Below are 13,584 nucleotides of genomic sequence, written 5' to 3' on the forward strand. Positions count from 1 at the left end.
GCGATCCTCAGTCGGAGAACGTGTGCAGCCACTCGAGACCCTCCACGTCGCTGAGGCCGCCGGCCAGCTCGATGAAGCGCTGCTCGAGAGTCAGCTCACCGCGCACCTCGTCGACGGTCCCCTCGGCCAGCACCTGCCCGGCCACGATGACCGCGACCCGCGAGCACACCCGCTCGACCAGGTCCATGCCGTGGCTGGAAAGGATCACGGTGCCGCCGTGGGCGACGTACGTGCCGAGGATGTCGAGGATGACCGCGCTGGAGACCGGGTCGACGGCCTCGAACGGCTCGTCGAGCACGAGCAGGCGCGGCGAATGGATCATCGCTCCCGCGAGCATGACCTTCTTCGCCATGCCGGCGGAGTAGTCGGAGACGACACGGCCGAGCGCGTCGGTCAGGTCGAAGGCGCGCGCAAGATCGGCGGTGCGGCTCTCCACCACCGACGGCGGAAGCTTGCGGAGGATGCCGTAGTAGTACAGCAGCTGGCGGCCCGTCAGACGGTCGAAGGTGCGCAGGCGGTCGGGCAGCACGCCCATCGCCCGCTTCGCCCCCACCGGGTCGGTCTTCGCGTCGATGCCGTTGACCTCGATCGAGCCCCGGTCAGGGCGCAGCAGGCCGGCGATCATCGAGAGGGTGGTGGTCTTGCCGGCGCCGTTGGGGCCGACCAGGCCGTAGAAGGTGCCGGCCGGGACGGTCAGGTCGATGCCGTCCACGGCGCGCGTCTCGCCGAAGACCTTGGTGATGCCGCGGACCCGCAGCACGGCGCCGTCGACGTCCGTCTCGACGTCGGTCTCGTCGCGGTCGAACACCACGGCGGCGGCGGCCGAGGACTCCTCGACCGCGGAGGGGTCCGCCAGGTCGGTGGCCTCGTCGACATCGGACGGAGTCCCGGTGTCGACGTCGGGCTCGACGACGGGGACGGATGCCGCGTCCTCGGTGTCGACGTCCGTCGTGAGGTCGTCGGCTTCGAGCTCTTCGAGGATCGGCTCCTCGAGGTCGGGCTCGTCGATCATCGGCTCGTCGACGATCGGCTCTTCGAGGTCCGGCTCCTCGAAGATCGGCTCGGCGAACGGCGATTCCTCGAGGAACGTCTGTTCGAGGTCGGGCTCCGGCTCCGCGGCGACGACCCGGATGGCGACCGTGTCATCGACCGCGTCGTCAGCCGGGTTCTCAGCGACCGGGCTCTCGGGCTCGTCCGCGACCGTCTTCTCGACGACGACGTCCTCGGGCGCGACCTCGGCGGGTTCCGCCTCGCCGGCGATCCCGGGCGCGTCCGCGACGACGCCGGCGGCGGACTCGGTGTCGACATCCTCGGCCTGCGGCTGCACGACGGGCAGCGGCGGACGCGGCGGGATGACGAGGCCGGCAGGCACGGTCGGCGGGCGCAGGTCGGGCGGCAGCGGCGGTGGCGGTCCGGGGTGCGCCGCGACCGCGGCATCCTCAGTAGTCACGATCGCGGCATCCGTAGTCGCCTGCTCGACGGGCACGGAATTCACCGGCTCGGGCGTGTCGGCGGCGACGTCGACGGTCGGCTGATCCGAGGTCGGCTTCTCCTCGACGGGCTCCACCTCGCGCGCGGCGTCCTTCACGGGCGTTGCCGAGGCCGCCGCCGTGGGCTTCTTGGTCCGCGGCGCCCGAGGCTTGGCGGCGCCCGACGTCGCGGACGTCGCCCGCGGAGCGCGTGGCCGCGGCGGTGTCTGACCTGCCGTCGCGCGGGGCTTCCGCGGGGCACGCGGCGTGGGCGCCGGCTTCGGCTCGGCACCCTCAGCCGGCGTCCCAGCCGGAGCCTCAGGCGGAGTCAACGCCGAGTCCTCGGTCGCACCGTTCGCCTCGACGCGACCACCGGCCGGAGCCACCGACGCGGAGGGCAGCTGGACGATCCGGCCGCCCTGCCCCGGTTCGCGATCGACCGTCCCGTCGGAGTCTTCCGAGAAGGCGTCGTCAGGCACCGGTAGAGAGGCTGGCACCGCTCCAACCTACCAAGACGAAGTCCGTCCGCCCCGAGGGTGACGCCCGATTGCGCCCTCCATCGCGTCACGAATCGACAACGGACGAAGCGGATGGCGGCCGACCCGCCCCCGCCGTCACGAGAAGTCCCGCCGACCCGCCCGTCAAGCCTCGGCCTTCGTGCAGACGGCGTCCGTACACTCGCGGCATGGCCGACAAGGTGCATCGCATCCACTCCCTCACCGACGAGTCCCCCTGGGACGGCGGGCTTCCTCCCGCGGGCTCCGACGAGCATCCCCGACTGGTGCGCGTGCTCGACCGCGTGCTGGCCGTGCAGCGCCCGCTCGTGCTCGCGCACCTCCGCGGGATCCGCGCCCGTCACCCCGAGGCTTCCACCCTCGACATCGTCAAGATGCTCGAACGCCGCTATCTCGCCGCCGTCACCACCGGCGGCGCCGCCGTCGGTGCGACGGCGGTCGTCCCGGGCATCGGGACCGGCATCACGCTCGCGCTCAGCGGCGTCGAGACGGTCGGCTTCCTGGAGGCGACGGCGCTGTTCGCGCAGTCGGTGTCGGAGGTGCACGGCATCCCCGTCGACAACCCCGACCGCGCCCGCGCGCTCGTCCTCACGCTGATGCTCGGCAAGGAGGGCATCGACCTCGTGTCACAGCTCGCCGGCCAGGCCGGCGGAAAGGGCGTCACCCGCGATCGCTACTGGGGCGAGCTCATCACCAAGACGCTCCCCCGCGCCGCCGTCGGGCCGCTCGTCGACCGGCTCAAGGGCTCGTTCGTCCGCCAGTTCGCCGCCAAGGGGGGCGCCTCCTTCCTCGGGAAGGCGCTGCCGTTCGGCATCGGCGCCGTGGTGGGCGGCACGGGCAACCACCTGCTCGGCCGGCGCGTGCTCGTCAACTCGCGGAAGGCCTTCGGCATGCCTCCCGTCACACTCCCCACCGAGCTCGAGCCCCGCACGAGCACTCCGGCCGTCGGCGAGGGCCGGCGGAACGGCGGACGCCGCGCCCGCAAGGCGCAGGCGAAGCTGGAAGCCGCCGGCGCGGCATCCGCTCCTCCGGAGTCGACGCTCCGCAGCTGATGCGCTGATCCACCCGTGACACCGGGTGCACTCCGGCGGTACTGTCACCGCAGGAGAGAGCGGGTGCGTCATGTCGGCAACCGAGGATCGACCCCAGCTTCCGCGCGAATTCAGGGCGATCGAACCGGACGCCGACCTCGAGCCGGATCCCGCCAAGCCGGCACCGCGCGGCGAGGAGCCGTCGGACGTCGACGAGCACGACGACGATCGGCGGGCGCCGGGACCCTCCGGACCTCTGACCCCCGCGTTCTCCCTGCCCGGCGTGCCGACGACCGTCTCGCTCGTGACCGACTCCGTCATCACGCGGCCGCTGGCCGAGCGGATGTCCTCGGCCCGCCCCGACGAGCCCATCGGCATCGTCATCGAGCTGCGCACCGACAGCGGCATCTCCGCGGGCGATGCCGTGGGCGAGCTGCGCGCGTCGGTGCTCATCGCCGCCCAGGGCCGGAAGGACGTGCCGGAGCCCTGGCTGTCGGGCACCTACCTCATGGCCGCGCTCACCGCCACGGAGATCCTCGAGCTCGTCCGCGTGGACGCCGAGAAGGGCGGCGCCGTGCGGGGCGGCCGGCAGGAGTCCAAGACCGCTCCCCGCAGCTTCATCAACCGCATCTGGCCGAACTTCGAGGTGCGCGCGACGATCCACCGTTCGGTCATCACGACGAAGTCGGATGCCGCCGTCCGGTCGTTCGACGCCACGGGCGACGGCATCGTCTGGGCGGTGCTGGACACCGGCGTCGACGCGACGCATCCGCATTTCCGCACCTACGACACCCTGAGCCTCCCCGACGGGGTCAGCGCGCGCAGCTTCGTGCCGGGATCGAGCGACGCGGATGCGCTCCGCGACCCGAACGGGCACGGCACGCACGTCGCCGGCATCATCGCCGGCGGGCAGGCCGTCGGGCCTCGAGGGAAGCCGATCTGCGCGGCGACCTGGTACCGCACCGCGGAGGGCGAGACCGGCGTGCAGCGGGTCGAGCTCGACCACATCAGCGGCATGGCGCCGCGCACGACGATCGTGCCGATCAAGGTGCTGCGCGACGACAGGACCGGCGACCTCGCGTCGCTCCTGGAGGCGCTGCAGTACATCCAGGACGTCAACCGCGGCGGCCGCGACCTCATCGTGCACGGGGTCAACCTGTCACTCGGCTACCCCTTCGATCCATCGTGGTTCGCGGCGGGCCTCTCCCCCGTCTGCCGCGAGGTGGACCGCCTCGTCTCCGACGGCGTCTGCGTGGTCGTGTCGTCGGGCAACACCGGCTACGGCGCGGCGCGCGACACCGCCGGCAGGGAGATGCGGCTCGGCTTCGGCATGACGATCAACGACCCGGGCAACGCCGCGCGGGCGATCACCGTGGGCTCGACATCGATCAAGCCGTACGCCACCGGCGTGTCGTACTTCTCCTCCAAGGGGCCGACCGGCGACGGGCGCCTCAAGCCCGACCTGGTGGCCCCGGGCGAGCGGGTGGTCAGCGCGGGGGCGGGCGAGCTCCTGGAGAAGGCGCGCGCGACGGTGCGGCTGGAGAAGGGCCAGAAGTCCGCAGACGTCACCTATGTCGAGGATTCCGGCACCTCGATGTCGGCTCCGCATGTATCAGGAGTGGCCGCCGCCTTCCTCTCCGTCCATAGAGAGTTCATCGGCAAGCCCGACGACGTGAAGCGCATCCTCATGGACTCGGCGAGCGACCTCGGCCGCGAGCGGACATTCCAGGGACGCGGTCTCGTGGACGCGATGCGGGCGATCCAGAGCGTGTAGGCCCACGGGCCAGGACAGGGAGGCGTGGTCATGAGACTGCCGTACACCGAGGTGCAGTTCGATGAGAAAGGCGTCCCCGCGGAGCCCGACCAGCTGCGGGAGGCGGCATCCCTCGTGAGGGACAGGAACGCCACCGACGTGATCCTGCTCTCGCACGGGTGGAACAACACGGCCGCCCAGGCCCGTGACCTCTACGAGAGGATCGTCGCCTCGATCGTCGCCGTCCGTGACCGCGTTCCTGGTGCGACCGATCGGCGCATCGTCGTCGTGGGCATGGTCTGGCCGTCGATCCAGTGGGCGGCCGAGGAGGACTCCGGGGCCGGCGCGGGCATCGAGGACGACGCCGCCGTCCTCGCCGCCGAGATCCGCTCGCGTGTCGAGGACGCCGCCACGGCGACACGCCTCGCCGCCCTCATCCCCCGTCTGCGCACCGACTCCGCGGCGCAGGCCGAGTTCGTCTCCCTCCTGCGCGGTACGCTCCCCAACTCCACGAAGGGTGAGGACGAGGCCGCGTTCACCGCGCTGAAGACAGGCGATCCGGCCCAGGTCTTCGAGGCCGCGAAGGACAGCGGCTCCGACGACGCCGCACCGGCCGCGGTCGGCGGCGCCGCCGACATCGATCCCGCGGGTCTCGCTCCCCTCGAGGACGGCGGAGCCGCGGGCTTCTTCGACGGACTGATCAGCGCCGCCCGCAATCTGCTCAACGTCACGACGTACTACACGATGAAGGAGCGTGCGGGCCTGGTGGGCAGGAAGGGCATGGCGCGTCTCCTCGAGGAGCTGCACGCCACGGCCTCCGATGCACGCCTCCACCTCGTCGGACACTCCTTCGGCGGCCGTGCGGTCACCGCCGCGGCGCTCGCCGCGGACGCTCCGGTCTCATCGCTCTCGCTGCTGCAGGCGGCCTACAGCCACTTCGGCATGGCCCACGACTGGGACGGCGCGGGCACCGACGGCCTCTTCGCCGCCGTCCCCGCCAAGGTCCTCGGGCCGGTGCTCGTCACCTTCACGCACAACGACAAGGCCGTCGGTGTCGCCTATCCGGTGGCATCGAGACTCGCCCGCCAGATCGGGGCGGGACTCGGCGACGAGAACGACCCCTACGGCGGCATCGGTCGAAACGGCGCACTCAGGACCCCCGCGTCGCTGCCCGCGGCCGACCTCGCCGACGTCGGAGGCACCTACGCCTTCCGCCCTGGGCACGTCTCCTCGCTCCGCGCGGACGACTTCGTCTCCGGACACTCCGACATCGCCGGGCGCCAGGTCGCCTACGCCGTCCTCACCGCCATCACGTCCACCTGATCCGTCCGGTCGATCGGCGACGATCGATGGAACGGATGCCGCACACGGCGCGCTGCGATCCGGCGCCCCGCGATCCGGCGCCCCGCGATCCGGCGCCCCGCGATCCGGCGCCCCGCGATCCGGCGCCCCGCGATCCGGCGCACAATGGTCGCATGGGTCTTTTCGCATCCCGCCCCGAAGAGCCGTCGGAGTGGGCCGGTCTCCCGTCGGAGCCGGCCGAACCCGGCTCCCCCGCTGAGACGCTCGAAGCGCCCATCGGCATCGGCCTCGAGGCCGTGCTCGGCGCCTCTGTGACGAGCATCGCCGTCCCCGTCGTGGTGCGCGCGGGCATGGCGGACGACCCCGAGGCGGAGCCGGGCGCCGGAGCGGAGCCCGGCGCGGACGCGGACGCCGGCGACTGACCGCGCCGCCGACGCCCGCAGACGCTCAGAACCCGGCGGCGCCGGCCTCGGCGACGGCGTGGTCCTGCTCGCCCGAGCCCCCGCTGACGCCGACCGCTCCGACCACGACACCGTCGCGGGAGAGCGGGATGCCCCCGGCAAAGATCGCGACCCGGCCTCCGTTGGTCGTGTGGATGCCGAAGAACTGCTTCCCCGGCTGCGAGTTGTCGCCGAGGTCCTTCGTGGAGATGTCGAACGCCCGCGACGTCCAGGCCTTGCTGATGGAGATGTCGACGCTGCCGATCCATGCGCCGTCCTGCCGGATGTGGGCGACCAGATTGCCGCCGGCGTCGACGACGGCGATGTTCATCGGCTGACCGACCTCATCAGCCTTCGCCTCGGCTGCGGCGATGACGCGACGGGCATCCTCGAGTGTGACGGACATGACTTCCCTTCGGCGGGCCGGGCCCGGCACAGGACGATCCCGCACGACGGGCGTCACACCGGACCGGCGCGCGACCACCCGGCCAGCCTACGGACGGGCCCGGTCGACAGGGAAGGGCCGGGCCCGGTCATGTCGCACGTGCGTGCGACGATGCCCTCCGGACGTCGGGAGGGTCGGATGCGGGGCGAGGCCACCGTGCTGCACGCCGACCTCGACGCGTTCTACGCCTCCGTCGAGCAGCGCGACGACCCCTCACTGCGCGGCCGCCCCGTGATCGTCGGCGGCGGAGTCGTACTCTCGGCGAGCTACGAGGCCAAGGCCCGCGGAGTCCGCACCGCGATGGGTGGCCGGCAGGCGCGCGAGCTCTGCCCCGACGCCGTCGTCGTGCCCCCGCGGATGGACGCGTACTCGGCGGCCAGCAAGGCCGTCTTCGCCATCTTCCGCGACACCACGCCGCTCGTGGAGGGTCTGTCGATCGATGAGGCGTTCCTGGAGGTGGGCGGGCTGCGCCGCCTCGCGGGCACCCCCGAGCAGGTCGCGGTGGCGCTCCGCGCCCGGGTCAGGACCGAGGCCGGACTCGCGATCTCGGTCGGCGTGGCGCGCACCAAGTTCCTCGCGAAGGTCGCCAGCGCCGTCAGCAAGCCCGACGGCCTGCTGGTGGTCGAGCCCGACCGCGAGGAGGAGTTCCTGCTTCCCCTGCCCGTGGAGCGTCTGTGGGGCGTGGGAGCGGTCACGGCGGAGAAGCTGCACCGACTCGGCATCCGCACCGTCGGACAGCTGGCGGAGCTCGAGTCCTCGACGGCCGAACGCCTGCTGGGCAGGGCGGCGGGCGCGCACCTCCATGCGCTCGCTCGACTCCGGGATCCGCGACCCGTCGAGACGGCGCGACGCCGGGGCTCCATCGGATCGCAGCGGGCCCTCGGGAACGGCCCGCGCACACCCGAGGAGCTCGACGTCATCCTCAGCCAGATCATCGACCGCCTCGCACAGCGTCTCCGCGACGGGGAGCGCTCGTGCCGCACCGTGGTGCTCCGGCTGCGCTACGGCGACTACGCCAAGGCCACGCGGTCGCGCACACTGCGCATGCCGACGCAGCGCACGGTGGTGCTCCTCGACGTCGCGCGCGCGCTCCTGTCGGCGGCCGCCCCGGAGATCGCCGCGCGCGGCATCACCCTGATCGGCATCTCGCTCGCCCAGCTCGCCACGGCTGACGCGCTCCCGCCGGAACTGCCGATCGACGAGGACGAGGGCCTGCGGCTCGACACCGCGCTCGACGCCGTGCGCGACCGCTTCGGCGCCGCGGCGCTCTCACGCGCCGCCCAGCTCGGGCGCGACCCCGGCTGGTCCAGCCCGATCCTGCCCGAGCACCGATGAGCCCCGGTCAGCGCCCGGCGTCGACGTCGAGCTTCTCGTCGAAGAAGTCGAGCACACGGGCGACGCCCTCCTCCTGGCGGTCGCGGGTGAGGACGGAGTGGCCTTCGCCCTCGAACTCGACGGCGATGAACCGGTCGCCGAGCTCGCGGCGGAGAGTGTCGAAGCGGGTGCCGGTCGCGGCATCCGTGCGATAGCGCAGTCCCAGCACCTCGCATCCCTCGGCCGCCTTGCGGGTCACCGCGACGAGGTCGAGCGGACTGAGCCCGAGGTCGGCGCCGCGCTTCGCCCCGATCGGGAACGGAAGCGACGGCTCGGCCAGCACCGGCGCGATGACCGGCGCATCGGCCATCATCGCGAGCGCGAAGCCCCCGGTGAAGCACATGCCGACCACGCCCACACCCGGACCCCCGACGTCCTCGTGCAGCTGACGCGCGAGTGCGCGAAGCCATCCGGCGACGGGGCTGGTACGGCCGCGGGCGAAGGTGGAGAACTCGCGGCGCACGCAGAAGCGGGCCAGGTCGCCCGCGATGTTGCGCGCGGTGAAGCCCGCTCCCGGAGTGCCGAAGAGCCGCGGCAGCAGCACCGTGTGCCCACGGGCGACGACCTCCTCGGCGAAGGCGACGAGCAGGTCGTCGATGCCGGGGATCTCGTGGATGACGATGACCCCGGTGCCCGAGCCCTTCCGCCACACCTCGCGGGTCTCACCCGCCAGGCTCACCTCGTCGTGCTGCCAGCTGCGGAGTGCGTCCATGTGCTCATCGTGGCACCCCGCGACCGTATTAGCCTCGAACGGTGCACATCGCCCTGGCCGTGATCCTCTTCGCCAACGCCCTCTTCAACATCGTGGCCTGGCCGCAGTTCCTGCGGCGCGTCGCGAAGGACCCGCGGACAAGGGATGACGCGGGCAGCGCCACCGCGTTCCTGCGCGTGCATGTGGTGCTGGTGGTCATCGCGCTGGCGCTGGCCGCGGCATCCCTCATCGGAGGCGTCGTCCTGCTCGCCGCCGGCTGATCCCGGCGGCGGGCGGACGCCGCCGGCTGATCCCGGCGGCGGGCGGACGCCGCCGCCTCACTCGTGCTGCGGGAAGCCCAGGTTCAGTCCGCCGTGCGACGGGTCGAGCCAGCGCGACGTGATCGCCTTCTCCTGCGTGAAGAAGTCGAAGCCGTGCTCGCCGTACGCCTTCGCGCCGCCGAAGAGCGAGTCCTTCCACCCGCCGAACGAGTGGTACGCCACGGGCACGGGGATCGGCACGTTGATGCCGACCATGCCGACCTGCACCTCGCGCTGGAAGCGGCGCGCGGCGCCGCCGTCGTTGGTGAAGATCGCGGTGCCGTTGCCGTACGGGCTGCCGTTGATGATGCGCAGGCCGTCCTCGTAGCCGTCGACGCGGACGATCGAGAGCACCGGTCCGAAGATCTCGTCGCGGTAGACCGACGACGAGGTCGGGACGCGGTCGATGAGGGTGGGGCCGAGCCAGAAGCCGTCGGGGTCGCCGTCGAACTCGTCGTCGCGGCCGTCCACGACCACGGTCGCGCCGTCGGCGGAGGCGACGTCGATGTAGCCGGCGACCTTGTCGCGGTGCACGCCCGTGATGAGCGGGCCCATGTCGGTGCCACGCGTGCCGTCGCCCGTGCGGAGGGTCGCCATGCGCTGCTTCACCCGCGTGACCAGCTCATCGGCCACGGCGTCGACCGCCAGCACGACGGAGATCGCCATGCAGCGCTCGCCCGCCGAGCCGAAGCCCGCATTCACCGCAGCGTCGGCGGCGAGGTCCAGGTCGGCGTCGGGCAGGACGAGCATGTGGTTCTTCGCGCCGCCGAGGGCCTGCACGCGCTTGCCGTGCGCGCTGGCGGTCTCGAAGATGTACTTCGCGATCGGCGTGGAGCCCACGAACGAGATGGCGCGGACGTCGGGGTGCACGAGCAGCGCGTCGACGGCCTCCTTGTCGCCGTGCACGACGTTGAGCACGCCGTCGGGGAGCCCCGCCTCCGTCATCGCCGCGGCGAGCCAGTTGGCCGCCGACGGGTCCTTCTCGCTCGGCTTGAGCACCACGGCGTTGCCGGCGGCGATCGCGACCGGGAAGAACCAGAGCGGCACCATCGCCGGGAAGTTGAAGGGGCTGATGATGCCCACGACGCCCAGCGGCTGGCGCAGCGAGTACACGTCGACACCGGTGGACACGTTCTCGGAGTAGGCGCCCTTCGTGAGGCTGGCCGCGCCGCACGCCAGTTCGACGACCTCGAGCCCGCGGGCGATCTCGCCGAGCGCGTCGGAGGTGACCTTGCCGTGCTCGGACGTGAGGATCGCCGCCAGCTCCTCCTTGCGCGCATTGACGATCTCGCGGAACGCGAACATCACCGTCTGACGCTTGGCGATCGACGCATCGCGCCAGCCGCCGGACGCCGCGCGGGCGATCTCGACGGCGGCGTCGACGTCGGCGGTGGACGCGAGGCGCACCTCGCGCTGCACGATCCCCCGCGCCGGGTCGTAGACGGGCGCGGTGCGGTGGGACTCGCCGGACCACGGCGCACCCCCCACCCAGTGGTCGAGGACGGCGATGTCGGCCTCGGTCGAGGCGGGCTCCGCGATGCGGGTGTCGGTCATGAGTTCTCCCTCTGTCGGCGCCGGAGGCTCCGGCATCCTGTGGCGGCCTGCCCTCGTGGGGTCAGCCGCGCCCTGCGATGCCGAGCACCTCGTCGTAGATCGCCATCGCCTGCGCCACCTCGTCGTCGGTCACGACGCACGGCGGCACCACGTGTATGCGATTGTCCTGCACGAACGGCAGCAGTCCTCGGGCGGAGAGACCCTTCTTGATCTCTCCCATGGCGCCCGCCGTCAGTGGCGTGCGCGCGTCCCGATCGGAGACCAGCTCCAGCGCCCAGAATACGCCTTCGCCGCGCACCTCCCCGATCAGCTCGTGGCGCTCCGCGAGCTCCTCGAGGCCGGGGCCGATGGCCTCGGCGCCGATGCGGCGGGCGTTGTCGACGATGCCCTCCGCCTCCATGGCGTCGAGCGCGCCGATGATGGATGCCGCGGCCAGCGGGTGACCGCTGTAGGTGAGTCCCCCGGGGAACACCGTCTCGTCGAAGTCGGCGGCGATGGCGTCGGAGATGATCACGCCGCCCACGGGCACATAGCCCGAGTTGACGCCCTTGGCGAAGGTGATGAGGTCGGGCACCACGTCGTAGCCCTCGAAGGCGAACCAGCGTCCGGTGCGCCCGAAGCCGGCCATCACCTCGTCCAGGATCAGCACGATGCCGTATCGGTCGCAGATCTCGCGCACGCCGGCGAGGTAGCCCGGCGGCGGGATGAGGATGCCGGCCGTGCCCGGAACGGTCTCGAGGAGGATCGCGGCGATGCTCGCGGCCCCCTCCGACTGCACGACGCGCTCGAGGTGACGGAGCGCGCGCTCCGACTCCTCCTCGAGGGTCGTGGCCCAGAACTCCGACCGGTACAGGTAGGGGCCGAACACGTGCACGTGACCGCGGGCGTACTCGTTCGGGATGCGGCGCCAGTCGCCCGTGGAGACGATCGCCGCCCCGGTGTTGCCGTGGTAGGAGCGGTAGGTCGAGATGACCTTGTCGCGCCCGGTGTGCAGACGCGCCATGCGGATGGCGTTCTCGTTCGCATCGGCGCCGCCGTTGGTGAAGAACACCTTCCGGAATCCGGCGGGCGCCCGGTCGACGATGCGCCGCGCGGCCTCGCCGCGGGCGAGCGCGGCCGTCGCGGGAGCCACGGTCGCCAGCTCGTCCACCTGGGCGTGGATCGCGGCGAGGACGGCGGGATGCTGGTGCCCGATGTTCACGTTGACCAGCTGGCTGCTGAAGTCGAGCCATCGCCGGCCCGAGTGGTCCCACACCGTGCTGCCGAGGCCACCGGCCAGGACGGGCGGGTCGATGAGCGCCTGCGCGGACCAGGAGTGGAACACGTGCGCGCGGTCGAGCTCCCGCGCGCGGGCGTCGAGATCGGTCTGGACGGTGTCGGTCATGACTGAATTATGGGCCACGCCCCGACCCGGGGGCATCCCCGCCGCACACGCGCGGCGGGGGTGCCCCCGAGAGGGTGGCGGACTACTGGCCGCCCTCCGTGAGGGTGACCTCGATGGGGCTGACGTCGGCACCGGTCAGGTCGATTCCGGCGTCGGCCAGTTCGTCGTGCGCCTTCTCGATCCACTCGTTCGAGTAGGCCGTCGAGGGCGGTGCCGCCGTGATCAGGTGCGCACCGGTCTCGTTGACGGCGGCGAGGGCGCCGTCGACGGTCTTGTCCCACGCGGCCTCGTCGATGATGCCGATGCCGTTCTCGGAGGGCCAGATCAGCTTGTTGGTCTCGTTCACCATCCACAGCTCGTGGCTGGGACCCCAGCCGGAGCCCGCGGCGATGGTGATCTCCGACGCCTTCTCGGGGTTCTGGGCGGCGTACGCCCAGCCCTTGATGACGGCCTTGAGGAACTTGACGGTCGTCTCCTGATAGGCCGTGTCGCTCTCGAGCTTCGCGGTGTCGGCCCAGATGGCGTCCTGCAGCATGGCGCCCTCCGTGTCCTCGTAGGAGATGACGTTGAAATCCGACGGCTCGTAGAGCTTCCCCGTGTCGGGGTCGGTCGTCTCCAGCAGCTGCGCGTACTCGTTGTAGGTCATCGCCTGCGCGGCATCGATGTCGCCCTGAAGGAAGGCGTTCATGTTGAAGTCCTGCGTGATGATCTGCACGGTCGAGGCGTCCAGACCCTGTGCGGCCATGGCGGCGAAGATCTCCCACTCGTTGCCGAAGCCCCACGAGCCGATCTTCTTGCCTTCGAAGTCCTTCACGGACGAGATGCCCGAGTCCGCCCATGACACCTGCAGTGTGCCGGAGCGCTGGAAGATCTGGGCGATGTCGGTGAGGTTCGCTCCGGCCTCGATCGAGCCGAGCACCTTGGGCACCCAGGCGATCGCGTAGTCCACGTCGCCGTTGGCGAGGGCGTCCTGCGGCACGATGTCGCCGCCGGACGGGATGATCTCGACATCCAGACCCTCCTCGGCGAAGAACCCCTGGTCGACCGCGGCGAAGTAGCCGGCGAACTGTCCCTGCGGCAGCCACTGCAGCTGCAGCTTCACCGGGGTGAGCTCTCCCCCGCCCGACGCGTCGCCGGAGGCAGCGCCTCCCTCGCCTCCGGAGCTTCCCGAGCAGGCCGCGAGGGCGAGCACGCCGCTGAGGGCGAGTGCTCCGGCCGCGAGCATGCGGCGTGTGCTGTGTCTCATGTCGATCCTTCTCTCTGTGGTGTGGTGCCGGTCGTCCTGTGGTGCGGGGATGGTGCGGGC

General features: G+C 71.8%; 12 protein-coding genes. 6 read left to right on the forward strand and 6 right to left on the reverse strand.

The window, feature by feature from the left end:
• Positions 1-7 precede the first annotated feature (7 nt).
• The gene (locus CVS47_RS16935) at positions 8-1,588 is read right to left on the reverse strand and encodes an ABC transporter ATP-binding protein (RefSeq protein ID WP_241240085.1); all 1,581 of its coding nucleotides are present in this window, start codon (positions 1,586-1,588) and stop codon (positions 8-10) included.
• A gap of 566 nt (positions 1,589-2,154) precedes the next feature.
• Here CVS47_RS16935 and CVS47_RS08905 point away from each other — a divergent pair.
• From CVS47_RS08905 to CVS47_RS08920, 4 genes are all read left to right on the forward strand, one after another.
• Positions 2,155-3,036: a hypothetical protein gene (locus CVS47_RS08905; RefSeq protein WP_127095762.1), complete on the forward strand. Its 882-nt coding sequence runs from the start codon at positions 2,155-2,157 to the stop codon at positions 3,034-3,036.
• Positions 3,037-3,106: 70 nt separating this feature from the next.
• Positions 3,107-4,789, forward strand: a complete 1,683-nt coding sequence (locus tag CVS47_RS08910) for a S8 family peptidase (RefSeq protein ID WP_127095763.1) — start codon at positions 3,107-3,109, stop codon at positions 4,787-4,789.
• 30 nt (positions 4,790-4,819) lie between these two features.
• On the forward strand, positions 4,820-6,091 hold the full coding sequence (locus CVS47_RS08915) for a hypothetical protein (RefSeq protein ID WP_127095764.1): 1,272 nt from the start codon (positions 4,820-4,822) through the stop codon (positions 6,089-6,091).
• A 152-nt stretch (positions 6,092-6,243) separates the two neighbouring features.
• Positions 6,244-6,492 (forward strand): hypothetical protein, encoded by a 249-nt coding sequence (locus tag CVS47_RS08920; RefSeq protein WP_127095765.1) that lies wholly within the window; start codon positions 6,244-6,246, stop codon positions 6,490-6,492.
• A 25-nt stretch (positions 6,493-6,517) separates the two neighbouring features.
• Here the strand turns inward: CVS47_RS08920 and CVS47_RS08925 are convergent, their stop codons facing one another.
• On the reverse strand, positions 6,518-6,916 hold the full coding sequence (locus CVS47_RS08925) for a GlcG/HbpS family heme-binding protein (protein WP_127095766.1): 399 nt from the start codon (positions 6,914-6,916) through the stop codon (positions 6,518-6,520).
• Positions 6,917-7,093: 177 nt separating this feature from the next.
• Here CVS47_RS08925 and dinB point away from each other — a divergent pair, with 177 nt between their 5' ends.
• The gene (gene dinB, locus CVS47_RS08930) at positions 7,094-8,290 is read left to right on the forward strand and encodes a DNA polymerase IV (protein ID WP_127095767.1); all 1,197 of its coding nucleotides are present in this window, start codon (positions 7,094-7,096) and stop codon (positions 8,288-8,290) included.
• Between the two features lie 7 nt (positions 8,291-8,297).
• On the opposite strand, the gene CVS47_RS08935 is transcribed toward dinB, so the two are convergent.
• Positions 8,298-9,041 carry a dienelactone hydrolase family protein gene (locus tag CVS47_RS08935; protein WP_127095768.1) on the reverse strand — a complete coding sequence of 248 codons (744 nt, stop codon included), beginning with the start codon at positions 9,039-9,041 and terminating at the stop codon, positions 8,298-8,300.
• A 41-nt stretch (positions 9,042-9,082) separates the two neighbouring features.
• Here CVS47_RS08935 and CVS47_RS08940 point away from each other — a divergent pair, with 41 nt between their 5' ends.
• Positions 9,083-9,301, forward strand: a complete 219-nt coding sequence (locus tag CVS47_RS08940) for an SCO4848 family membrane protein (protein WP_127095769.1) — start codon at positions 9,083-9,085, stop codon at positions 9,299-9,301.
• A 57-nt stretch (positions 9,302-9,358) separates the two neighbouring features.
• Here CVS47_RS08940 and CVS47_RS08945 read toward each other — a convergent pair whose 3' ends face one another.
• The 3 genes from CVS47_RS08945 to CVS47_RS08955 all read right to left on the reverse strand — a co-directional run bounded on the left by CVS47_RS08945 (position 9,359) and on the right by CVS47_RS08955 (position 13,524).
• Positions 9,359-10,894: a CoA-acylating methylmalonate-semialdehyde dehydrogenase gene (locus CVS47_RS08945; RefSeq protein WP_127095770.1), complete on the reverse strand. Its 1,536-nt coding sequence runs from the start codon at positions 10,892-10,894 to the stop codon at positions 9,359-9,361.
• A 61-nt stretch (positions 10,895-10,955) separates the two neighbouring features.
• Positions 10,956-12,278: an aspartate aminotransferase family protein gene (locus tag CVS47_RS08950; RefSeq protein WP_127095771.1), complete on the reverse strand. Its 1,323-nt coding sequence runs from the start codon at positions 12,276-12,278 to the stop codon at positions 10,956-10,958.
• A gap of 82 nt (positions 12,279-12,360) precedes the next feature.
• The gene (locus CVS47_RS08955) at positions 12,361-13,524 is read right to left on the reverse strand and encodes an ABC transporter substrate-binding protein (RefSeq protein ID WP_127095772.1); all 1,164 of its coding nucleotides are present in this window, start codon (positions 13,522-13,524) and stop codon (positions 12,361-12,363) included.
• Positions 13,525-13,584: the final 60 nt, after the last annotated feature.

Origin of the sequence: Microbacterium lemovicicum, assembly GCF_003991875.1 — a bacterium.
In the GTDB taxonomy this organism is placed as follows: Bacteria; Actinomycetota; Actinomycetes; order Actinomycetales; family Microbacteriaceae; genus Microbacterium; species Microbacterium lemovicicum.